This is a genomic window from Halopseudomonas pertucinogena, from assembly GCF_014646575.1.
Lineage (GTDB): Bacteria > Pseudomonadota > Gammaproteobacteria > Pseudomonadales > Pseudomonadaceae > Halopseudomonas > Halopseudomonas pertucinogena.
Map to the genome: position 1 here is coordinate 915,647 of NZ_BMNN01000001.1, position 20,852 is coordinate 936,498.

Sequence of the window (20,852 nt, forward strand, 5' to 3'; positions counted from 1 at the left end):
GCAAATCCATGGTGCGGAGCGGTCAGAATGGTGCCCGATCAATTCGCCTTATGCTGCGTTGCCGCCCCGGCCCAGCGCTGTACGGTCTGGATCAGGGCCCGGCGGGTCAGTGGCTGCGACAGTACGCCCTGCATGCCTGCTTCCCGGGCACGCAGTCTGTCCGCATCGGTGCCGCTGGCGGTGACCGCGATGCAGGGCAGGGGGGCGCTTCCGGTTTGCCGACAATGCTCGAGGTGGCGGGCATGCAGCTGAAATGCATCCATATCCGGCAGCCGGGTATCGAGCAGTATCATGGAGAAGTCCTGCGCCGGATCGGACAGGCACTGCGCTGCCTGATCGCCGCTGCGGGCGACCGTGACCAGGTAGCCGGCATTGCGCAGCATGCCTTCCATCACCATCTGGCTGACCGGATTGCTCTCCACCAGAAGCACCGGCAGAGCGGGATCCGGGGCAGCGGGGGCACCGTTGTTCGACGCGTCTGGCGGCGCCAGTTCCAGCGGCAGGCTGAGCACAAAGCTGGAGCCGCTGCCCGGCTCGCTGCTGGCCTGCAGCGAGCCACCCATCTTGTGCGCGAACATGCGGGCGATCGACAGCCCGAGTCCGGTTCCGCCGTAGCGGCGGGAGGTGCTGCTGTCCCCCTGCTGGAAGGCTTCGAACATGGCCTCCAGTTGCGCACTGTCGATGCCGACGCCACTGTCCCTGATTTCACAGCGCAGCTGCAGCACACCCTCGCGGTCGATTCCCCAGGTGGCATGCAATCCGATGCTGCCCTGCTCGGTGAACTTGATCGCATTACCCAGCAGATTGACCAGGATCTGACGCAGCCGGGTCGGATCGCCCATCACCTGCGGCGTGGCCGGCTCGCCCTGCTGTTCAATGATCATCTGCAGACCTTTCTGCGATGCGGCATATTCGAAGGCGTGCGCCGTGCGCTGCAGCAATGAGTGAAGGTTGAACGGAATGTGTTCCAGCTCCAGCGCGTCGTGCTCGATGCGCGACAGCTCAAGGATGTCGTTGATGATCTTCAGCAGATGATCGGTAGACTCGCTGGCAACCTGAATGTATTCCCGCTGCTCGTCGCTCAGCTCCGTGGTTTCGAGCAGCTGCAGCATACCCATCACGCCGTTCATGGGGGTGCGCAGCTCGTGGCTCATCATGGCCAGGAAGTCGGACTTGGCGCGGTTGGCCTGCTCGGCCTGGACCCGGGCGGTGACCAGCTGAGCCATGCTTTCGGCCTGTCGCGCTTCGGCCTGCTGCAGGGTGGCGGCCAGCTTGTTGATGTTGTTCATCAGGTCGCCGACCTGACTCTGTTCCGTGACCTTGATGCGGGTGTCCAGACGGCCGTCCTGCAGCGCCTGGACGGCACGGCGCATGCGCACCAGCGGGCCGGCCAGCACGCGGGCCAGCCGGGTGGACAGCAGCAGCGCAGCGAGCAGGGTGATGACGCCGAACATCAGGCTGCGCAGCAGGATGGCCCGCTGTCGCTCGATGAAGTGCTGATAGCTCAGGCCCACTTCCACCTGGCCGACCGCTGCGTGGCCGGCGATATCAGCCTCGGTATTGAGAAGGAAAAGGTCGTAGCTGAGCAGAACGCGTTGACGCTGGATGTCCGCAGTGAAGGTGTGCAGGCGCGACAGGTCGGTGCCTTCACGCTGCAGCATGGCCAGCGAGCGGCCCTCCTTGTCGAACACCTCGACGCGGTGCACGTGGGGAATGTTCAGCGAGCCGGCGATCAGCCCCTGCAGCAAGGACAGGTTGCCGGTGATCACCGCATACTCGGTGGCCGGCGCCAGCTGGTCTGCAATCAGCTGGCCGGTAGACTGCATTTCCAGATCAAGTGCTTCCAGACGCACATGGGTGAAATAACTGATCAGCAGGGTGCCGAGCAAAGCCGCGGGGAGCAGTGCCATCAGGATCAGCCGGCGATGGATGCTGCCGCGTCGGAACGGATTCATGGCGCGTTGCCCTCTCTCGTCTGGATCGTCTGTTGCAGTTGTTCATCCTCCGGCATCGCCAGCCCGAGCGAGCGGGCCACCTGCGCATTGCTCAGTACGGAGAAACGCTGGGGGTAGCGGACTGCACCCGGCTGCCACTGCATCTGCTGCACAAGGTAGACACTGTCTGCCATGTCCCGGGGTGTACTGTAGGTGGTGCTCAGACTGCCTGCAGCAATGAAGGGTGCGGAAGGGCCTATCAGAACCCGGTTACGGCTGTAGCTGGCGAGCAGCAGGGGCTTCAGGGTGCTGGCGTTGTATATTTCCGGGTCGTCCATGCCCAGCAGGACGTCGCTCCTGTCGAGCAGGTCGCTGAGGGTGCGCAGCAACGCCAGGGGCTGTGTCACCTCACCCGGATGCAGGGTCAGGCCGGCCTGGCGTGCGGCCCGCTGCCAGTCCTCCAGCTGCCGTCGCTGGGACGGGCTGTACAGCATGCCGACATCCTGCAGCCGAGGGAACAGTAATTGCGCCAGCAGAAGCTGGCGCTCCGGCCTGGGGCTGGCGAGCAGCACCTGTATGTGGGAAAGCAGGTCCTGCTCAGCCATCTGGTCCCGCGTCACATATACCGCGATGGTGGGTGTCGGCGCGTTCTGCCGCAGCCGCCACTCCAACGCTTCCAGGCCCATGGTGACAACCAGTGCGGCGTCTCCGGGATACGGATCCCGTTCCAGCAGCGCTACCTGCACGTCCCGCTTCGGATAGTTGTCCTGCAGGGCGTCGACAAACGCGCGGGTGAGTTCAGTCTCCCGGGGCTTGACGACCAGCAGCGAGTCCGCTCCGACGCCGGCGCAGAGCATCCAGGTCAGGATCAGTGACAGCAGGCGCAATGGCTTCATGGCCTGAACCGATGGGTAATCATGGTGAGCATGGCGACATTCCCTGTCCGCTATCTGCTTCAGAAGTTTAACTCAGCCGTGAGGTAATAATGGCTGCGGCTTGAAAATCGGTTCTCATCCCAGGTCAGTGCTTCGTCATCCAGCCGGTATTGCCAGATCAGCGCCAGGTTGAGGCGTGACCGGGGCGCGAATGCGAGGTCCTTCTCGATCCGTGAGTCGACTCGCTCGAAGCGCCGCTCATTGAGGCTGTCGGCGCCGAAGTAGGTGAGGCTGGTGCGGATGCCGGCTGGCCAGGCGCGCATCCAGGTCGCGCTCCCCGAATGCCGGGCAGTCAGCCGCTGGTCGTACTTGCTGGTGGCTTCAAAGTCTATGTAGGCATGGGCCAGGCGGATCCGGTTCGCTGTGCCGATGTGCCAGTCGAGTTCGGTTTCCAGGCCTTCGAACTCGATGGAGGAGGCGTTGTCGGGCTGGAAGTCCCCGACCTTGAGCGGTTGGCTGTTCATGCCTGTGATGCGCTCCTGGAACGCGCGGATATCCAGGTGCAGTCCTGTCCGGTGAAAGTGGCCGTGGTAACCGATCTCCCTCGAGCGCATGCGCTCATGGTCCAGATCACCGGGCCCGCGGGCCCAGGCGTAATGAATCCGGGGGTCATCGAGCGGGCCGCTGACATCGCGCAACACATAGCGCCAGTTGGCGTTGTTTTCGTACATGTCCGGCGAGCGCACGGCTTCGGCGTATACCAGACGAATGCTGTGCAGCGGCGCGAGGAAGAAATGGGTCGACAGCCTGGGAGAAAAGGCGTCGCCCACCAGCTGCGAGTACTCATACATGCCCCCGGCCTGGAACAGCCAGCGCGGGTGTGCGCGATATTCCAGCGTACCGAACAGCTGCGAGGTCTGATTATCCACGGTGCCGCCGAACCAGGTGTCCGAGTGCACCCGGTCGTAGCGATAACTGACGCCATTGAGCAGCCGCAGCCGCGACGTCAGGCGCAGCGAGTTCTGCAGCTCGATGTGGTAGCGGTTCTCGCGGATGTTCTCGTTGACATTGCCGCACACCGGCTTGTTGTCGCGGTACAGCGGGACCAGCGCGGCCACCTCGTTGGCCAGTTCGCTCAGTCGGGGCGTGTAAGCCTGACCTTCCCTGCGCATGTAGCGGTCGATGTAGGCATCCATCCGTGCGCGGTCGATGGCCGGCAGATCCTGCCTGCCATCCCCTTCCAGATAACTGCGTACCCTGCGCGCTGCCAGCTCGCTGAGGCCGTTGAGCTCCCGCAGCGCAGCCGAGAAGGCCACCGGGGACTCACATACGCGCCAGTCCCGCAGCCGTTCCGCATGCTGCGCGTAAGCCTGCAGCTGAATCTGATGGTCCGGGCTGATATCCAGCTTCCACAGCCCCATGGCAGAGAAGTCCCGGCCGCTGATGTCGGCGTTGGAGCTGTGACCGGCGATGGCCTCATCCAGCGGCGAGTTGCCCTTGGCATGGTTGAAGTAGTTGCCGAACTCGTACGGGCTCTGGCGGTTCGCTTCGCTGGCGGCGATCTGCCAGTCCAGGCTCTGGGTGTCGGTGAGTTGCCAGACATGTCGCAGATTCAGGCGGGTGGTCCGCAGGCCATCACGGTAGTCGCGGCCGTCCTGGTCGTGGTCGAAACCATCGTCCCGCTGCTGCGAGAGGCTCAGCCGCCAGTTATGGGTCAGGTCACCGGCGCTGTGGCTGGCGTACCAGTCCTGAACGCCCCGGTTGCCGCGGGTGAACGACAGGGTGGTGCCGTGATCGTCGAGCGGCAGGCGGGTGACGATGTTGATCACGCCCATCAGCGCGTTGGCCCCATAGGCCGCGGTATTCGGGCCGCGGAATACCTCGATGCGGTCGATGTCTTCGATGGCCAGGGCCAGCTCCGCCCAGTCCACCGTGGCCAGACCCGAGCGGTAGACCGAGCGGCCATCGACCAGTACCTGAAGGCGCCGGGCTTCGGTGACATTGGTGCCATGGTAATTGAGGTTGGCCTGGTTGCCCCGTCGATAACCCAGGTGCATGCCGGGTACCGGACGCAGCAGTTCCGGAATGCTGCGGGCACCACTGGCGCGGATCAGCTCGCGGTCCAGCACCGTCATGCTGCCAGGCACTTCTGCGGGGGCCTGCTTCAGCCTGGTGGCGCTGAGCACGGTGGGCAGTTCCGGAGGCGCCAGTGTCAGGGCCGGGGCAGCGAGGGCCGTCATGCACAGGGCTGAGCCGGCGACAAAGGAGCGAAGGGAGATTCCTGACATATGGGCGTCCGTTTTCCAGTGTGCGCATGGTAACGATCCGAGCCGGTTTTTTCATCATCGCTTCGCTGTTATCGTTGACGAACATATACTGTCGGCTGTCTACACAGTCTCAAGGAATCTGCATGAGTGACCTGAAAGCCTCCGTCACTGTTCTGGGTGGGGGGAGTTTTGGTACCACGCTGGCCAACCTGATGGCCACCAATGGAGTCCCCGCCACGCTCTGGCTGCGGGACGAAGAGCAGGCTGACGCCATGCGCGGGAAACGGGAAAACAGCCGTTATCTGCCGGGCGTCCAGCTGGATCCCCGACTGATCATCACCAGTGATGCGCAGGCCGCGCTGGCCGATGCCGAGCTGGTGTTTCTGGCCATACCCAGCGGCGCCTTCCGCAGTGTGCTCAAGCAACTGGCTCCCGCGCTTGCCGGCAAGGGGCTGATCAGCACCACCAAGGGCATCGAGCAGCCCGGCTTCCTGATGATGAGCCAGATCGTCGAACAGGAGGTCCCCGGCGCACGGGTAGCCGTGCTGTCAGGCCCCAACCTGGCCCGGGAAATCGCCGCCGGCGCCCTGACCGCGACCGTCATCGCCAGTGAGGATGATCAGCTCAACGCCCAGGTCCAGGCGGTACTCGGGTGTTCCAGCCTCCGGGTATATGCCAGCCGGGATCGTTATGGTGTCGAGCTGGGCGGTGCACTGAAGAACGTCTACGCGATCATTTCCGGCATGGCGGCAGCCATGGGCGTGGGCGAGAATACCCGCAGCATGCTGATTACCCGCTCGCTGGCGGAAATGACCCGCTTTGCCGTACATCTGGGGGCCAACCCGATGACCTTTCTGGGACTCGCCGGTGTCGGTGATCTGATCGTCACCTGCACCTCGCCGCTGTCGCGCAACTATCAGGTCGGTCATGCGCTGGGCCAGGGGCTGTCTCTTGAGGAAAGCGTGGCCCGGCTCGGCCAGGTCGCCGAGGGGGTCAATACCCTGCGGGTGCTGCACAGCAAATCCCAGGCAGAAGGCGTGTACATGCCACTGGTGGCCGGACTGCATGCACTCATTTTTGAACGGCAGCCGCTGCAGGAGGTCATTGGCAGGTTGATGAGCGCGGAGCAGAAGCACGATGTCGAGTTCTCCGCATTCATGTCCTGCACTGTCACCAACAAGGAGCCGCAATGAATACCTTCAGAGACAACGTCACCGATCCCGATTTCTGGCTGCGGCTGCTCTATACCCTGCTGTTTGCGCTGGCATGGCAGGTGGTCGAGCTGCTGCTGGCGGTGATTCTGGTGGTGCAGATACTGTTTCGCCTGTTTACCGGTCGGCCCCATGATCAGGTGGCGGGGCTGGGTAACAGCCTGTCCCAGTACGCCTGGCAGATGGGGCGCTACGTATCCGGTGCCAGTGACCAGAAACCCTGGCCGTTCAACGACTGGCCTGCGGCGGATGCCGAGTGGCAACCGCGGCCGCCTCAGGGCCCGGTCACCGTCGACCCCCAGGGCGCGCCAGCTGCGGCGGGAACCCCGACCGGCACCGCGGCTGCGGCCCCGGTGCCGCCGGTGGCGGAGGCCGCGCAATCCGAACCGCCAATGGTGGAGCCGGACGCACCGGTACTGCGCACGACGGATGACGAGATCCAGCCCGAACCGCCGATCGTGCAACCGGTGCCGGACGAAGGGGATCCGGGAGAAACCGGCGGGGAGCCGAAGCCATGAGGCTCTGGGTGCTTCGCCATGGTCAGGCCGAGCCCCAGGCCGCCGCCGATGCACAGCGCCGGCTGACCGAGGAAGGGCGACGGGAGGTTCGGCTGATGGCTCAACGCCTGGTCGGTGAGCCCCTGGATATCATCCTTGCCAGCCCCTACGTTCGGGCCCAGCAGACCGCTGAGCTGGTTCGCGAGCACCTGCAGATGCGCCGTGCGATAGTAACGGTGGACTGGGCCACACCCGACGACGACCCACTGGCGGCGCTGGATCACCTGGCCGAGCGCTCCGAAGCGCGGGTGCTGCTGGTCAGCCACCAGCCGCTGGTGGGCCAGTTGCTGAGTCTGGCGGTGGATGGCCACCGCCAGGGGCATTATCCCATGCCGACCGCCGGGCTGGCCTGTCTGGACATGGACCTGCCTGCGGCCGGCACTGCCGCGCTGCAGGCGTTGACCAGCCCGGCCGAGCACAGGGATGAGTAGCTGAAGCAGTCTGACGTTCTGGCCGAAAATAATAATACGGGACGGGTAAGTATGGAGAGTCAGAACGGGGGAGCGGTACTCCCCATCCTCGAGGCCTTTCTCCGCCATGAGCGCGAGCGCCCCGAGAGCGTCTATCTGGTTCAGCCACTGGCATCAGGCAAGCAGTTGCTGACCTGGGCCCAGGTGGGTGACCAGGCGCGCCGTTTTGCTGGCTGGCTGCGTGCCCAGGGGCTGCCCGGCGGCAGCCACATCGCCATACTCTCGAAGAACTGCGCCCACTGGATCATCGCCGATCTCGGCATCTGGATGGCTGGCCACGTCTCGGTGCCGCTGCAACCGACGCTGAGTACCGCGGCGCTGCGCCAGGTGGTGGAGCATTCAGAGGCGCGACTGGTTGTGGTCGGCAAGCTGGACGACTGGGACACCCTGCGCTCCGGCCTGCCGCCGCAGCTGCCCCGGGTAGGGCTGCCGCTGGCAGACGTCGATGAGAGCATCCTGCCGTGGGATGAGCTGCTGCGCGACAGCGAGCCACTGATGCAACCGGTTGCCCGCCAGCCATCCGGGCTGGCGAGCATCATGTACACCAGCGGCGCCACCGGGCTGCCCCGGGGTTGCATGCTGAGCTTCGACAGCATGTACTTTGCCGCAAGCAATTATGTACGGCTGTTTCTCACCACCGAGCAGGACAGGGTCATCTCCTGGCTGCCGATGTCCCACATTGCCGAACGTCAGTTCATCCAGATGCAGTCATTGCTGACGGGGATGACCGTCTACTTCGCGCACAGCCGGGAAACCTTCGTCCGGGATATCCGACGCGCCCGGCCGACCCTTTTCCTCGGTACGCCGGCGACCTGGCACCAGATCCGCCAGGGCGTGCTGCTGCAGATGCGACAACGGATGCTCAGCCATGCCCTGCGTATCCCGCTGCTGGGCAGGCGCGCTGCGCTGAAACTGCTGGATCAGGCCGGGCTGGATCAGGTGCGATTTGCCGTGGTGTGCTGTGACACCACGCCCATCGAGACCATGACCTGGTACCACCGTCTCGGCGTGCGGTTGTTCGAAATCTACGGGCTGACCGAGAACTGCGGCTACTCCCATGTCGGGCGCCCGGGGCGCTTTCGCCCCGGCTGGTGCGGCTTGCCGAACCCGGGAGTCGAGTGCCGACTGGATGATCAGGGACAGCTTCTGGTACGCAGCCGCGCCACCATGCTCGGCTATTTCCGGAATCCGCAGAAGACCGAAGCGGCCCTGGACGAAGATGGATTCCTGAAGACCGGCGACCGGGGCGAGATCGATCACGAGGGCTACCTGCGGCTCCGCGGCCGGATGACTGACCCGTTCGTCAGTGCCGATGGCTGCCAGATCGTACCGCAGCCGATCGAGCACGGGTTGCTCACCCATCCTCTGGTGGAATATGCCTGCGTTGCCGGAGAAGGGCTGCCACAGCCGCTGGCGCTGATCTCGCTGACCGATGCTGCGCGGCAGCTCCCGCCCCACGAGGTGGAGCGGGAGCTGGACGCGCTGTTGCATCAGCTCAACGGCACGCTGCCGCGTCCCGAGCAGCTGGGCTGTCTGGTTGTCAGCAGCGCCCCCTGGCAGCTGGACAGTGACCTGACCACGGCCACCCGTCAGCTGCGCCGGGCGGTACTCTGTGCCCGCTATCATGACCGTCTGGGCGACTGGCTGGTCAGCGGTCGAACCGTCGTATGGGAATGATGGTTCGACATTCACGTGCTCCCGGGCTCTTGTCGGCAAGCGGGCGACTTTCCTAAAGTCGCGCTGAATTCATCACAACAGCCGGAAACCCAATGGGAAGTCACGAAATAACTCTCACCCTGCCGACTATCGAGCTGGCAGGGAAGGTCTGGGGTGAGCCAGGAGGGCTGCCCGTCATCGGTCTGCATGGCTGGCTGGACAATGCCGCCTCCTTCGACCTGATCGGCCCTCGTCTGCAGGGCGTGCATCTGGTGGCGCTGGATCTGCCGGGGCACGGTCTGTCGGGTCACCTGCCGGCGGGGGGCTACAGTCTGTGGCAGCAGGCGTGGACGGTGCTGCAGGTGGCCGATGAGCTGGGCTGGGAGCGATTTGCCCTGCTGGGGCATTCCATGGGAGGCATCATCAGTTGCATCCTGTCAGGGAGCATGCCGCAACGGGTGATCGGCGCCGCCATGATCGACGGCCTGCTGCCAGTCACCGGCGAAGCGCACGACGCCCCCGAGCAGATGGCGCGATTCTTCCAGGCCAGCCGGGCCCTGGGGCGCAAGCGCAGGCCCGTCTATGACAGCCTGGACAAGGCCATCAGCGCCCGGGTTCTCGGCGGAACCTCGCGAATATCGCGCAGCGCGGCGGCCCCGCTGGTCGAGCGTGGACTGATGCCGGAGCAGGGCGGCTGGACCTGGCGTACCGACCCGCAGCTGATGCTGCCGTCACCGCTGCGGCTGACCGCTGCACATGCCGTGGCCTTCGCCGAAGCCATTGCCACCCCGACGTGTCTGATCCTGGCCAGCGAGGGGGTAATGGCCAGACGCGCGCTGCTGCTGGAGCGCATCGACAGCTTTACCCACATCCAGACCCATCACCTGGAGGGAGGCCACCACCTGCATCTGGAAGAGGCCGCCCCCGACGTTGCAACAATTATCGACAGCTTTTTCCGCACACTTGCTTGACCCGGTGGGTCAGCTGGGCAAGGCTGGGCAGCAGAAGGATGATCCAGTTCGAGGAGATTTGATGCATTTGCCTACGAGGAGTCGCCGGCGCCTGGTGCGACCGGCGGTACTGGGCCTGGCGCTGGCGGCGTTCGCACCGCTGGTGCTGGCGCAACAGCGGGTGATCGAGCCGTTTCCGCGGGCCGAGGTGGCCCGGGAGCGGGTACAGGACAATACCGAGCACAGCGTGGTGATCGGTGATATCCGCCGTATCAACAATCAGGTACGCGCCGAGCGCGAGGTCAGGACCGCCGGCGATCTGATCCGCACCTCATGGCGCATACCCGCCGGACATGGCGCGCGGGAGGCCTTGAGCCATGCGATGGAGCAGCTGCAGACCTACCCCCACACCACGCTGTTCTTCTGCGAAGGGCGCGAGTGTGGCAGCAGCAGCCTGTGGGCCAACCAGGTGCTGAACAACTCCCGGCTGTATGGCCCCGAGGACAACCAGTTGTATCTGGCACTGCGGCTGGATACCGAGCCGCAGCGCTTCATCGCGCTCTACGCCATTACCCGGGGCAACCGGCAGGTCTATCTGCATATGGATCAGCTGACACCGACCGAGCCGGTGACCGATGTGCTGTATCCGACCGCCGCGACCCTCGGCAAGATGCTGCGTGCCGAGGAAGAGTTGTTGTTGCCCGGGACGACGACCGAACAGACCGGCGAGCAGGCCGCTGCCTGGCTGGACCTGGTGGCCCGGATGCTGCGCTCCGACAACCGCCTGCGGATCCAGGTGGACGGCGCCGGCGCCCCGGAGTTTGTTCAGGGGCTGGTTGAACGCGGCATCAATCGTCAGCGTCTGGAAATCGGTGATCCGCAACCGGACAACGGCATCCGCCTGGAAAAGCGCTGATGCCCCGTGCTTCTGCGGGCCGCTCAGGGGGGCCGCTGTGAGCTACGTCGCGGCCTGAGCGTAAGCCTGTCCGGCATGGCCTCGATACCCAGCCAGTCAAAGATCTGGGCACGATAGCTGCCCCGGGCAAAAAGCTGGGCCTGATCATCGTAGTGGCGATCCAGCGGGTTGCCGGATTGCCCCATGGGACTGATGCCCAGGGAGCTGGCGGGATCGGCAAGATTGATCAGTCGGCGGGTGGAAGGCCCGGCGATCACCTCGTAATGTTCCCCACCACGGTTGAACACCATGTTGTTCAGGCTGCCGGTAGTGCCGCTGATGGTCACCTTCTCGCTGCTCAGGCGCCCGGCGAAGGGCACGCGGTCCGCCAGCGGATGCTTGTGCTGAAGGCTGGCGACCCTGCCCCAGGTCCACTGCCTCGGGTTGTGCCCCAACTGTTCGGTAAGGGACTCGACGGTGTTGATCCAGGCATGCTCGATTGCCGCCTGACGGCCATCCATGATCGGCTGTCTGCGGTTGTCCCACCAGGGTGAAGCGGGCTTCCAGTAAAGGCTGGCAAAGGACTTGCGAGCCATGAAGGTGTCCCTGAAGTGATCGTAGTGCTCACCCAGCTCGTCGGCGAACAGAGCCTCCATCAATCTGTCTTCCCAGCGCTGGTAGATCAGCGCGCCGGTGCTGTCCGGCTGGAACCTGCCATCCCATTCGGCGAGCAGCTCCCGGGCAGCGCGGGCCGTTTCCTGATACCGGTGGGGCAGCAGGTCGGGGGTCAGCAGGGGCAGCGCATCTTCGGTGATGGCCAGCGCCTGCGGCCGCAGATCGTCAAGCTGCATGGCCTTGAAGCGGGCGAAGTCGAACTGATCCCCTTCGGCGAGCAGCGCGCCAAGCCGCTCGGCGCGCTCGGCGGGCGCGTAGTAGCCGGGCAGGGCGCGCCGAGGGTTGCCGGTCGGGTAGGGGTTGTTGGTGCTGAAGATGTAGCCCTCCCGGGGATTGATCACCCGCGGGTTGGCCGCAAACGGCTGGTAACCGAGAAAATCGTGCTGACGGTTGGCACCGTCGAGCAGGGTGAAGCTGTTGTTGCTGTGGGGCCAGCGCTTGAGTCTGCCGGTGGCCCACATGGCAATGTTGTCGTTGACGTCGGCGTAGATGACATTGAGGCCGGGCGACCAGTGCAGCGCCGCCGCCGCTTCGAACTCGGCCATGCTGGTCGCACGGGAGTAGCGGTAGAAGGCTTCCGTGGAGTCGCTGCCGGGGGTAAGGAAGGTCCAGAACAGGCTTACCGGGGGGGGTAGGAGGCTCCCCTTCGGCGCGCTCGGCCAGCACCAGGTCATCATTGATGATGGGGCCGTGGCGCGAGTTGCGCAGGCGGATCAGACGATCTTCCTGATTACGGACCTTGATCACTTCCTCGTGTACCTGCAGGTCCTGCCAGCGTTCGCCGACACGTACCTGCATCGGGTTGGCCGGGTTGAGCTGTTCGCGGTAGAAGTCTATCTCGTCGTTCATCAGCATGGTCAGCCCCCATGCGTGATGCGGAGTGTGGCCCAGCAGGGGGAAGGGAATCCCGGCCAGGAAATGCCCGTACACCTCATGTTCGGGGGTCCTGATGTGCGCCTCGTACCAGACCGCGGGTACGGCGAAGCCGATATGCGGGTCGTTGGCCAGCAGGGGCTTGCCACTGGCGCTGCGCCCGCCGGCGACCACCCAGGCATTGCTGCCGTGGAACTGACCGGTTGGCAGCCGGGCCTGGATGCGATCCAGTTGTTCCAGCAGCGGCTTGAGCAGTTCAGTGCTCTGCCCCTCGACCGGCGCGCCGCGGCGGGACAGCGAGGCCTCCGGCGCACCGGGTACCAGATCCAGCGCATGCCGCTCGCCCAGGGTGCCGCGCACGTGGTCCACCAGCGCGTCGGTGCGGAACGCCTCGGCAAAGGAATAGGACATGTAACCCATGATGTGGGCGATATCCTCGAAGGCGAAGTAGTCCGGGCGGGTCAGCAGGATCCGGTATTCAACCGGTACCCGGCCCTGATCGATGTACTGGTTGATGCCGTCCTGATAGGCGCGGATCAGTTGCACGTGGGGCTGGTCGATGTTGTTTCTGAGCTGCTCGGCATATTGCCGTGCATAACGGCTGATGCCCAGGGTGCGGAAGAACTTGTCGGTGGCATAGCTTTCCTGACCGAACAGCTCGGCGAGCCGGCCGCCGCCGACGCGGCGCAGGATGTCCATCTGGAACAGACGGTCCTGAGCGTGGAGGTAACCCAGCGCGCGGTAGGCATCGAGATCATTCTGCGCGTCGATGTGCGGCACGCCCCAGGCGTCGAAGTACACCTGCACTTCCTGCTGCAGGTTCTTCAGCCGCAGCGAGCCGCTGCGCTGGGCCTCCGCGGTGTGCATGATCCAGTGACCGAGTGCCGTCAGGGCCAGGGCAAGGATGAACAGGGCGGCAACAATCTTGAGAAGAAATCGGGTACGACGCTGGATCACGATGGGCCTTGTAGCAGAGAATGACAACGGGACGGCAAATCATGCTGAGAGACGCCTGCCCCGTCAATCTACATTCACAAAGGAAGCAGCAAAATGGCGAAAAGTGTCGCACTGGTGCTGGGGAGTGGCGGTGCCAGGGGCTACGCGCATATCGGCATCATCGAAGAAATCGAGCGGCGCGGCTATTCCATCGAGTGCGTGGCCGGTTGCTCCATGGGAGCGGTGATCGGCGGCGTCTATGCAGCCGGGGGGCTGAATGCCTATCGCGACTGGGTGTCAGGGCTGGATTATCTGGATGTGCTGCGGCTGCTGGACTTCGGTTTCGGCCACCTCGGTGCCATCCGTGGCGAGCGCATCTTCGGGCGGATCCTGGAGCTGCTCGGTGACGTGAACATCGAGAACCTGCCGATCCCCTTCACCGCAGTGGCCACGGACCTCACCAACCAGCAGGAGGTGTGGTTCCAGCAGGGGTGTCTGCACCAGGCCATGCGCGCCTCGGCGGCCATTCCGAGCGTGTTCGCTCCGGTGCGCCAGGGTAACCGGGTGCTGGTGGACGGCGGCCTGCTCAATCCGCTGCCGATCAACCCGGTGGTGTCTTCCCACTGCGACCTGATCATGGCGGTGAACCTCAACGGGGTGAGCAACGGCTACAGCCTGCCGGTGATCGCCCGCCCGGCGCCGATACGCGCCCAACTGGAAAGCTGGATGGAGGCCCTGCGCCTGCGCAGCCCGTTCGGTGGCAGTACAGCGGATGATGAGGAAGACAGCCCGACAAAGCTGGAGTACCTGGCCGAGGAAGTCTCTCCGGCAGAGGCGGTGCACAGCCGCAATGAAGACGAGAAGAAACCGGTGCAGAACGATGTGCACATCGGGCCGGCGAGCATGCTGGAGCTGGTGCACCAGTCCTTCGAGACCATGCAGGCGTCACTGACGCGCTACAAGATTGCCGGCTACCCACCGGATGTGGTGTTCGAGGTGCCCAAGCGGCTGTGCCGGTTCTTCGAGTTCCAGCGCGCGCCGGAGCTGATCGAGCTGGGCCGGATGGTGGCCAGGGACACCCTGGACCGCTTCGAACAGGGCCGGCACTAATCCTCGCGGCCCTCGAGCATCTCCCGACGCAGCAACACATATACCGAGCCGGCGCCGCCATGGCGCGGCAGGCAGGAGGTGAACGCCAGTACCTTCGGATGCTGGCGCAGCCAGGTGTTCACGTGGCTCTTGAGAATAGGCCGGCGGCCATCCTTGCGCCGCGCCTTGCCATGGGTAACGCGGATACAGCGCACCTCGATGCGGGTCGCCTCGTCGATGAAGTCCCACAGCAGCTCGCGGGCCTTTTCCACGGTCATGCCATGCAGGTCGATACTGCCGTCAAAGGGAATCTGCCCGCCCTTGAGCCTGCGCAGCTGGCTGTCCTGCACGCCGTTGCCGGCCCAGGCCAGCTCCTCTTCCGGCTGCACATCGATGACGAACTGGTCGGACAGGCCGTCCACGCGGATGCGCTGCTCGCCCTCGCTGGCCCGTTGCCGGCGCTGACGGAAATCGGCTTTGTCGATACGCGGCCTGCCGGTGTCGGCCTGGTCCACGCGAATGGGTCTGACTCCGCGGGTAGCCTGGCGGAACAGCTCGAGATCGTCCGCCGGATCGTCATCCTGAATCATGTCGGGAATGCTCTGAACTGATTTGACAGGGCGGCAGTTTAACAGCTTCGCCGGTACTCAGCGCAGCACGACCCATAACAGCATCAGCGCCTGGAAGATGCAGAACACGATCAGGCAGCCGATGGCGAAGCGGTGACCGAGATCGTTGCGCCGGTAATCCTCCAGGCGCGCCTGAAGGGTGGTCAACTGGGCCTGCTGCTGACGGTTCTGCTGTTCCTGGTCGCGCAGCTGCTGAAGTATCTCGCCCACATGCAGGCGTTGCACGCGCTCGGTGTTCCAGCTGGCGATGAGGTCGCCGACGCGATTGGCCTGGGCCTTGCCCTGGGTGCGCCCCTCGTCGTTGTAGGTCTGATGAAAGCCCGCACGCCGGAGCAGGCGCTCGCGGATCTGGCGAGCTTCTTCGCCGACGACCTCACTGGCGGACAGGGGGATGGGTGTGACCGAATAATCGGCGAACTTGCGCTGCGCCCAGTCGATCAGCTGGGCCAGCAGAAAGCCGCCCACGCCGCGCTGGGCCGGAAAGATACGAACCCCGTGCAGCGGCCCGAAGCGTACCCGCTGGTGGTGGTGGTCGACCAGCAGCTCCAGATAGTTGGTACCCGCGGGTACGCTTTCATCATCAACGCGCAGTTCCAGCCGCAGCAGCTCCAGACTGGCGACCCGTTCGTGGGTAACCGCCACCTGGGCCAGGCGCTCGCCATGCAGCATCAACCGCCCCTTGTACACCGGCTTCAATTGAATCCAGTAATACTCCGACGGGCGCGCACGGGCGAAGGGGTCCCGCGGCGGGGCGGACTGCTGTTCAGGGCTGTGGGGTTGTTCGTCTGACATGATCATCGATCCTGTGCTCCAGATCCCTCTATCGGCAGCTGGATTCAATGCTTGAATCTTACACCCAATAGGCGGCGACGGCCTGCCATATGAGCCGCACTGCCAGCAGCGTCAGCAATATATTGAATATCAGCGTGAAGCGACGGTCGCTCAGCCTGCGCAGCAGGTGCAGGCCAAGCCAGGTGCCCAGCGCGCCGGCCAGGATCATCACCAGGATCAGTCCCAGCCAGTCGGCGAAGACGAAGCCGGCGGCGCCGTAGATAATGGCCTTCGGGGCGTGCTGCAGACACATGGCGCTGGCGAAGGTGGCCACCGTCGAGAATCGCTCGCCCTGTTGCTGCTGCTTGACGAAAGCCGCCACCAGTGGGCCGGTGGCACCGACAAACAGGCTGACGAAAGTAGTGGCCGCTGCGGCGAGCAGGGTGCCGACGGGGCCGGTGGCGATCGCAGGGATCGGCGGTCCCCAGCACAGCAGCAGAATGAACAGGGCGATGCAAAGCTGGATCAGCGCCAGCGGCAACTCCACCAGAAACAGGCTGCCCAGCCAGGCACCGAGCAGCGCGCCGGGGGCGAACCAGAGAATAAGGCGCAGATTGATATGCCGCAGGGTCATGCTCGCCCGGCTGAAATTGGAGCCCAGCTGCACCATGCCATGGACCGGAATGATCGCAGCTGGTGGCATGACGACCGCCATGATCGCCAGCAACAGCACACCGCCACCGATGCCGAGCGATGCGGTTATCGCTGATGTCACGGCAGACATTGCTACCAGCATCAAGGTAGCCAGCGGCGAGATGCCAGCGGGTATGAGCAGATCGAGCAGGGCGGACATCGGTGGTCGGAAGCTCCGGAGTGTTCGGGGGCATTGTAAAGGACCTGTCGGCGTTGGCGCAGCCCGGGCTGTCACCGATGCGGCCGGGCCGCTATACTTCGCGTTTCACTGATTCGAGATGGATGGCACGCATGGCCGGAAACACCCTGGGCACTCTCTTCACCGTCACCACCGCTGGCGAAAGTCATGGGCCGGCACTGGTCGCCATTGTTGACGGCTGCCCGCCGGGGCTCGAGCTGAGCGCCGCCGACCTGCAGGTGGACCTGGATCGCCGCAAGCCCGGCACCAGCCGCCATACCACCCAGCGCCGGGAGCCGGATGAGGTGGAGATCCTCTCCGGCGTGTTCGAAGGTCGCACCACCGGCTGCCCGATCGGCCTGCTGATCCGCAACACCGACCAGAAATCCAAGGACTATTCAGCCATCAAGGACCTGTTCCGTCCGGCCCATGCCGATTACAGCTATCACCACAAGTATGGCCTGCGCGATTACCGTGGCGGCGGGCGCTCCTCCGCCCGGGAGACCGCCATGCGGGTGGCGGCCGGTGCCATCGCGCGCAAGTATCTGGCGAGCCAGGGCATCACCGTGCGCGGTTACATGAGCCAGCTGGGGCCGATCGACATCCCGTTCAGGAGCTGGGATGCGGTGAGTGAAAATGCGTTCTTCAGCCCCGATCCGGACAAGGTGCCGGAGCTGGAAGCCTACATGGACCAGCTGCGCCGGGATCAGGATTCGGTGGGTGCGAAGATTACCGTCATTGCCGAGGGGGTGCCGCCGGGCCTTGGCGAGCCGGTGTTCGACCGTCTGGACGCGGAGCTGGCCTATGCCCTGATGAGCATCAACGCGGTCAAGGGGGTCGAGATCGGTGCCGGTTTTGCCTCGGTGGCCCAGCGCGGCACTGAGCATCGGGACGAACTTACCCCGGAAGGCTTCCTGAGCAACAATGCCGGTGGCGTGCTCGGCGGGATTTCCTCGGGCCAGCCCATCGTCGCTCACCTGGCGCTGAAGCCCACCTCCAGCATCACCACTCCGGGGCGCTCGATCGATGTGGATGGCAAGCCGGTGGAGGTGGTGACCAAGGGTCGCCATGACCCCTGCGTCGGCATCCGCGCCACGCCCATCGCCGAGGCGATGATGGCGCTGGTGCTGATGGATCACCTGCTGCGCCACCGGGCGCAGAACGCGGGCGTTGAGGTGCAGACCCCGGTACTGGGCCAGCTCTGACCAGGGGCGGGATGGCCCGGGTGACAATCCGGCGGGCCCGCTGAGATGCTTCCGTACTGGCGGCTGTCCGGCTTCTATTTCTGCTACTTCGCCCTGCTGGGCGGAGTGGCACCCTTCCTCTCGCTGTATTTCCACCACCTCGGGTTTTCTGCAGCACGTATCGGCGAGCTGGTGGCCATCCCCATGCTGATGCGCTGTGTGGCACCCAATCTGTGGGGCTGGCTGGGTGATCGCAGCGGTCAGCGGCTGCTGATCGTGCGCCTGGGTGCGCTGTTTACTGCGATCACCTTCAGCGCCATCCTCTGGCGTCAGGATTACCTGTGGCTGGCACTGGTGATGGCGCTGCACAGCTTCTTCTGGCACGCGATCCTGCCGCAGTTCGAAACCATTACTCTGAGTCATCTGGGCGCGCGATCCGCCCGCTACAGCCAGATCCGATTGTGGGGCTCGGTCGGCTTCATCGTCGCGGTGGTGGGACTCGGGCTGCTGCTCGACCGGCGCGGGCTGGATACCTATCCTGCAGCCATGCTCGGCATCATGCTGGGCATCTTCGTCTGCAGCCTGCTGGTGCCGCCGGTACCGGTGGCGGTTCGCGGCGATACTGCTGCCAGCGCCGGCTTTGTGCAGCAGCTGCGCCGGCCCGGGGTGATGGTGTTCTTCCTCTGCGCAGCGCTCATGCAACTGTCACACGGACCCTATTACACCTTTCTCACTCTTCATCTCGAGGCGCTGGGCTACGGTCGCGGGTTGATCGGCGCCATGTGGGCACTGGGTGTGATAGCGGAGATCCTGCTGTTTCTGATCATGGGTCGGCTTTTGCGACGTTTCGACCTCAGGCAGCTGCTTATCGGCAGCTTTGTGCTGGCGGCGCTGCGCTGGCTGCTGCTTGGCTGGGGCGCCGGGGAGCTCTGGCTGCTGATACCGGCGCAACTGATGCATGCCGCGACGTTCGGCTGCTTCCACGTGGCTGCGGTGCATTTCGTTCAGCGTCATTTCAGCGAGCGGCTGCAGGGGCAGGGGCAGGCGATGTACGCCACCCTTTCCGGTTGCGGCGGGGCGCTGGGCGCACTGTACGCTGGTTACAGCTGGGCTGCTCTGGGCGCAGGCTGGACGTTCACGCTGGCGGGCATCGCTGCCGGCGTGGCGGCTGTGCTGCTGGGGCGTCGACTGCCGGGCTGATCGCCTGATGGACTATAGTGGGCAGGCACGGAGGGAGAAAGCATGAATATCCGATTCTTTATTGTCATGGGCGGGCTGGCCCTGCTGCTGATGTCGCTGGCGGCGATTTCCAGTGTGGCCGAGAGCGGGGCTTCCCGTGGCGAGAAAGCCCGCTGGGTACTGATTGTCGCACTGCTGCCATTGCTCGGTTGGGCATTCTGGTGGTTCAAGGGGCCCAGACGCGCATGACAGCGGCTCACGAACAGAGAGTGGCGCTGATCACCGGTGCGGCCCGCGGCATCGGCAAGGGTGTCGCGGCAAGTCTGCTGCGCGCCGGCTGGACGGTGGTGCTGACGGACATCGATGAGCTGGAAGGGCAGGAGGCAGCCCAGGAACTGGCTCGGCTGGGTACGGTGGAGTTCCTGGTGATGGATGTGGCCGATGAGGCCAGCGTGCAGGCTGCAGTGGAGCAACTGGAGGGGGATTTCGGCCGGCTTGATGGCCTGGTGAACAACGCCGGTCTTGCCGATCCGGACACCGGGCCGCTGGAGCAACTGAGTCTGGAGAGGTGGAACCGCCTGCTGGCAGTGAATCTGACCGGGGCCTTTCTGGTGTCCCGACAGTGCCTGCCACTGCTGCGCGAAGGCGGCGCCATCGTCAACATCGCCTCGACCCGCTCGTTGCAGTCGGAGGTCAACACCGAGGCCTACGCGGCCAGCAAGGGCGGCCTGGTGGCGCTCACCCACGCCATGGCGGTGAGTCTCGGTCCGAATATCCGGGTCAATGCGGTCAGCCCCGGCTGGATAGATACGCGCCCGGACGCAGTTCAGGACAGTGACCCGCTGCGGCAGGTCGACCATGAACAGCACGCGGTCGGTCGGGTAGGGCAGCCGGAAGACATAGGCGAGCTGGTGGCCTTTCTGCTGAGTCCGGCGGCGGGCTTCATCACCGGCCAGAACATGGTCGCCGATGGGGGAATGAGCCGGCAGATGATCTACCGGGAATAATACGAGGGGGCGGGTCGGCGTAATGCCGACCCGCTGCAGATCACTTCTCGACGAAGGCCCGTTCGATGGCGTAGTGGGCCTGAATGCCCTGGCGGGATTCCTCGAAGCCCCAGCCATCAAGGATGGCGGTCAGGTCCTTGAGCATCGCCGGGCTGCCGCACAGCATGAAGCGGTCATCTTCCAGATTCGGCCTGGGCAGGCCGATGTCCTCGAACAGCTTGCCGCTGGTCATCAGGTCAGACAGGCGGCCCTCGTTGCGATAGGGCTCGCGGGTAACAGTGGGGTAGTAGATCAGCTGCTCGCGCACCTGCTCGCCGAAATATTCGTGGTTCGGCAGGTCCTCGGTGATCAGCTTCTGATAGGCCAGTTCCCGCACCCAGCGGCAGCCATGGGTCAGGATGACCCTGTCGAAACGCTCGTAGGTTTCCGGGTCCTGGATGATACTGATAAAGGGTGCCAGACCGGTGCCGGTGCTCAGCAGGTACAGGTTGCGGCCGGACAGCACGTTGTCCAGCACCAGCGTGCCGGTGGGCTTGCTGCTGACGATGATGTTGTCGCCTTCCTTGATGTGCTGCAGACGCGAGGTCAGCGGGCCATCCGGCACCTTGATGCTGTAGAACTCCATGGTGTCTTCATAGTTCGGGCTGGCGATACTGTAGGCACGCATCAGCGGACGACCTTCCACTTCCAGACCGATCATGATGAAGTGCCCGTTCTTGAACCGCAGCCCGGGATCACGGGTGGTCTTGAAGCTGAACAGGGTGTCGGTCCAGTGATGCACGCTGAGGACAGTTTCGGTTTTGAACTTGGACATCCAGGTAAG

At 64.6% G+C, this 20,852-nt stretch carries 19 protein-coding genes and 1 pseudogene; 11 read left to right on the top strand and 9 right to left on the bottom strand.

Going from position 1 to position 20,852, the window contains the following annotated elements; genetic code table 11:
• Positions 1–38 precede the first annotated feature (38 nt).
• From IEW63_RS04375 to IEW63_RS04385, 3 genes are read right to left on the bottom strand one after another with little or no spacing between them, the layout of a single operon-like run.
• Positions 39–1,955: an ATP-binding protein gene (locus tag IEW63_RS04375; protein ID WP_188635334.1), complete on the bottom strand. Its 1,917-nt coding sequence runs from the start codon at positions 1,953–1,955 to the stop codon at positions 39–41.
• Positions 1,952–2,830 carry a hypothetical protein gene (locus IEW63_RS04380; RefSeq protein WP_188635335.1) on the bottom strand — a complete coding sequence of 293 codons (879 nt, stop codon included), beginning with the start codon at positions 2,828–2,830 and terminating at the stop codon, positions 1,952–1,954. Before IEW63_RS04380 ends, IEW63_RS04375 begins: the two co-directional genes overlap by 4 nt.
• Positions 2,831–2,889: 59 nt before the next feature.
• Positions 2,890–5,097 (bottom strand): TonB-dependent receptor plug domain-containing protein, encoded by a 2,208-nt coding sequence (locus IEW63_RS04385; protein WP_188635336.1) that lies wholly within the window; start codon positions 5,095–5,097, stop codon positions 2,890–2,892.
• Positions 5,098–5,219: 122 nt separating this feature from the next.
• On the opposite strand from IEW63_RS04385, the gene IEW63_RS04390 reads away from it, so the two are divergent.
• From IEW63_RS04390 to IEW63_RS04415, 6 genes are all read left to right on the top strand, one after another.
• On the top strand, positions 5,220–6,269 hold the full coding sequence (locus tag IEW63_RS04390; RefSeq protein ID WP_188635337.1) for an NAD(P)H-dependent glycerol-3-phosphate dehydrogenase: 1,050 nt from the start codon (positions 5,220–5,222) through the stop codon (positions 6,267–6,269).
• Complete coding sequence (locus IEW63_RS04395) at positions 6,266–6,805, top strand: DUF4389 domain-containing protein (RefSeq protein ID WP_188635338.1); 540 nt, start codon at positions 6,266–6,268, stop codon at positions 6,803–6,805. The genes IEW63_RS04390 and IEW63_RS04395 overlap by 4 nt, the downstream gene beginning before the upstream one ends.
• Complete coding sequence (gene sixA / locus IEW63_RS04400; protein WP_188635339.1) at positions 6,802–7,275, top strand: phosphohistidine phosphatase SixA; 474 nt, start codon at positions 6,802–6,804, stop codon at positions 7,273–7,275. The genes IEW63_RS04395 and sixA overlap by 4 nt, the downstream gene beginning before the upstream one ends.
• Before the next feature lie 51 nt (positions 7,276–7,326).
• Entirely contained in the window at positions 7,327–8,991 is a 1,665-nt protein-coding gene (locus IEW63_RS04405) for an AMP-binding protein (protein ID WP_188635340.1), read from the top strand.
• Positions 8,992–9,083: 92 nt separating this feature from the next.
• The gene (locus IEW63_RS04410) at positions 9,084–9,941 is read left to right on the top strand and encodes an alpha/beta fold hydrolase (RefSeq protein WP_188635341.1); all 858 of its coding nucleotides are present in this window, start codon (positions 9,084–9,086) and stop codon (positions 9,939–9,941) included.
• Between the two features lie 61 nt (positions 9,942–10,002).
• Positions 10,003–10,836 carry a DUF4892 domain-containing protein gene (locus IEW63_RS04415; protein ID WP_188635342.1) on the top strand — a complete coding sequence of 278 codons (834 nt, stop codon included), beginning with the start codon at positions 10,003–10,005 and terminating at the stop codon, positions 10,834–10,836.
• 23 nt (positions 10,837–10,859) lie between these two features.
• Here the strand turns inward: IEW63_RS04415 and IEW63_RS04420 are convergent, their stop codons facing one another.
• The gene (locus IEW63_RS04420; RefSeq protein ID WP_188635343.1) at positions 10,860–12,167 is read right to left on the bottom strand and encodes a penicillin acylase family protein; all 1,308 of its coding nucleotides are present in this window, start codon (positions 12,165–12,167) and stop codon (positions 10,860–10,862) included.
• A 55-nt stretch (positions 12,168–12,222) separates the two neighbouring features.
• Positions 12,223–13,230: pseudogene (locus IEW63_RS14760) on the bottom strand (penicillin acylase family protein); the annotation flags it as partial.
• A gap of 183 nt (positions 13,231–13,413) precedes the next feature.
• On the opposite strand from IEW63_RS14760, the gene IEW63_RS04430 reads away from it, so the two are divergent.
• Positions 13,414–14,409, top strand: coding sequence for a patatin-like phospholipase family protein (locus IEW63_RS04430; RefSeq protein WP_188635344.1), 996 nt, complete (start codon positions 13,414–13,416; stop codon positions 14,407–14,409).
• Here the strand turns inward: IEW63_RS04430 and IEW63_RS04435 are convergent.
• The 3 genes from IEW63_RS04435 to IEW63_RS04445 are packed head-to-tail and all read right to left on the bottom strand — an operon-like array spanning position 14,406 to position 16,641.
• Positions 14,406–14,978: a Smr/MutS family protein gene (locus IEW63_RS04435; protein ID WP_188635345.1), complete on the bottom strand. Its 573-nt coding sequence runs from the start codon at positions 14,976–14,978 to the stop codon at positions 14,406–14,408. The two genes, IEW63_RS04430 and IEW63_RS04435, sit on opposite strands and share 4 nt — an antisense overlap.
• A 57-nt stretch (positions 14,979–15,035) precedes the next feature.
• Entirely contained in the window at positions 15,036–15,809 is a 774-nt protein-coding gene (locus tag IEW63_RS04440) for a hypothetical protein (protein WP_188635346.1), read from the bottom strand.
• Between the two features lie 58 nt (positions 15,810–15,867).
• A complete protein-coding gene (locus IEW63_RS04445; RefSeq protein WP_188635347.1) occupies positions 15,868–16,641 on the bottom strand; it encodes a sulfite exporter TauE/SafE family protein in 774 nt (257 codons plus the stop codon).
• A 131-nt stretch (positions 16,642–16,772) separates the two neighbouring features.
• Here IEW63_RS04445 and aroC point away from each other — a divergent pair, with 131 nt between their 5' ends.
• Genes aroC through IEW63_RS04465 form a run of 4 tightly spaced genes read left to right on the top strand, consistent with a single transcriptional unit; the run spans position 16,773 to position 20,029 of the window.
• The gene (aroC, locus tag IEW63_RS04450) at positions 16,773–17,864 is read left to right on the top strand and encodes a chorismate synthase (protein WP_188635348.1); all 1,092 of its coding nucleotides are present in this window, start codon (positions 16,773–16,775) and stop codon (positions 17,862–17,864) included.
• A gap of 45 nt (positions 17,865–17,909) precedes the next feature.
• Positions 17,910–19,043 carry an MFS transporter gene (locus tag IEW63_RS04455; protein ID WP_188635349.1) on the top strand — a complete coding sequence of 378 codons (1,134 nt, stop codon included), beginning with the start codon at positions 17,910–17,912 and terminating at the stop codon, positions 19,041–19,043.
• A 42-nt stretch (positions 19,044–19,085) separates the two neighbouring features.
• Positions 19,086–19,271, top strand: a complete 186-nt coding sequence (locus IEW63_RS04460) for a PLDc N-terminal domain-containing protein (RefSeq protein WP_229710311.1) — start codon at positions 19,086–19,088, stop codon at positions 19,269–19,271.
• The gene (locus IEW63_RS04465; protein ID WP_188635350.1) at positions 19,268–20,029 is read left to right on the top strand and encodes an SDR family oxidoreductase; all 762 of its coding nucleotides are present in this window, start codon (positions 19,268–19,270) and stop codon (positions 20,027–20,029) included. Before IEW63_RS04460 ends, IEW63_RS04465 begins: the two co-directional genes overlap by 4 nt.
• A 40-nt stretch (positions 20,030–20,069) precedes the next feature.
• On the opposite strand, the gene IEW63_RS04470 is transcribed toward IEW63_RS04465, so the two are convergent.
• Positions 20,070–20,843 (bottom strand): ferredoxin--NADP reductase, encoded by a 774-nt coding sequence (locus IEW63_RS04470; RefSeq protein ID WP_188635351.1) that lies wholly within the window; start codon positions 20,841–20,843, stop codon positions 20,070–20,072.
• Between the last annotated feature and the right edge of the window lie 9 nt (positions 20,844–20,852).

Excerpts from the sequence above, each read along its gene's own strand:
- IEW63_RS04465 (WP_188635350.1), top strand. The coding sequence starts at position 19,268 with ATGACAGCGGCTCACGAACAGAGAGTGGCGCTGATCACCGGTGCGGCC.
- IEW63_RS04440 (WP_188635346.1), bottom strand. The coding sequence starts at position 15,809 with ATGTCAGACGAACAACCCCACAGCCCTGAACAGCAGTCCGCCCCGCCG.
- IEW63_RS04405 (WP_188635340.1), top strand. The coding sequence starts at position 7,327 with ATGGAGAGTCAGAACGGGGGAGCGGTACTCCCCATCCTCGAGGCCTTT.
- aroC (WP_188635348.1), top strand. The coding sequence starts at position 16,773 with ATGGCCGGAAACACCCTGGGCACTCTCTTCACCGTCACCACCGCTGGC.
- IEW63_RS04470 (WP_188635351.1), bottom strand. The coding sequence starts at position 20,843 with ATGTCCAAGTTCAAAACCGAAACTGTCCTCAGCGTGCATCACTGGACC.
- IEW63_RS04375 (WP_188635334.1), bottom strand. The coding sequence starts at position 1,955 with ATGAATCCGTTCCGACGCGGCAGCATCCATCGCCGGCTGATCCTGATG.
- IEW63_RS04445 (WP_188635347.1), bottom strand. The coding sequence starts at position 16,641 with ATGTCCGCCCTGCTCGATCTGCTCATACCCGCTGGCATCTCGCCGCTG.
- IEW63_RS04410 (WP_188635341.1), top strand. The coding sequence starts at position 9,084 with ATGGGAAGTCACGAAATAACTCTCACCCTGCCGACTATCGAGCTGGCA.
- IEW63_RS04435 (WP_188635345.1), bottom strand. The coding sequence starts at position 14,978 with ATGATTCAGGATGACGATCCGGCGGACGATCTCGAGCTGTTCCGCCAG.
- IEW63_RS04390 (WP_188635337.1), top strand. The coding sequence starts at position 5,220 with ATGAGTGACCTGAAAGCCTCCGTCACTGTTCTGGGTGGGGGGAGTTTT.
- IEW63_RS04455 (WP_188635349.1), top strand. The coding sequence starts at position 17,910 with ATGCTTCCGTACTGGCGGCTGTCCGGCTTCTATTTCTGCTACTTCGCC.
- IEW63_RS04395 (WP_188635338.1), top strand. The coding sequence starts at position 6,266 with ATGAATACCTTCAGAGACAACGTCACCGATCCCGATTTCTGGCTGCGG.
- IEW63_RS04460 (WP_229710311.1), top strand. The coding sequence starts at position 19,086 with ATGAATATCCGATTCTTTATTGTCATGGGCGGGCTGGCCCTGCTGCTG.
- IEW63_RS04380 (WP_188635335.1), bottom strand. The coding sequence starts at position 2,830 with ATGAAGCCATTGCGCCTGCTGTCACTGATCCTGACCTGGATGCTCTGC.
- IEW63_RS04385 (WP_188635336.1), bottom strand. The coding sequence starts at position 5,097 with ATGTCAGGAATCTCCCTTCGCTCCTTTGTCGCCGGCTCAGCCCTGTGC.
- IEW63_RS04430 (WP_188635344.1), top strand. The coding sequence starts at position 13,414 with ATGGCGAAAAGTGTCGCACTGGTGCTGGGGAGTGGCGGTGCCAGGGGC.
- IEW63_RS04415 (WP_188635342.1), top strand. The coding sequence starts at position 10,003 with ATGCATTTGCCTACGAGGAGTCGCCGGCGCCTGGTGCGACCGGCGGTA.
- sixA (WP_188635339.1), top strand. The coding sequence starts at position 6,802 with ATGAGGCTCTGGGTGCTTCGCCATGGTCAGGCCGAGCCCCAGGCCGCC.
- IEW63_RS04420 (WP_188635343.1), bottom strand. The coding sequence starts at position 12,167 with ATGATGACCTGGTGCTGGCCGAGCGCGCCGAAGGGGAGCCTCCTACCC.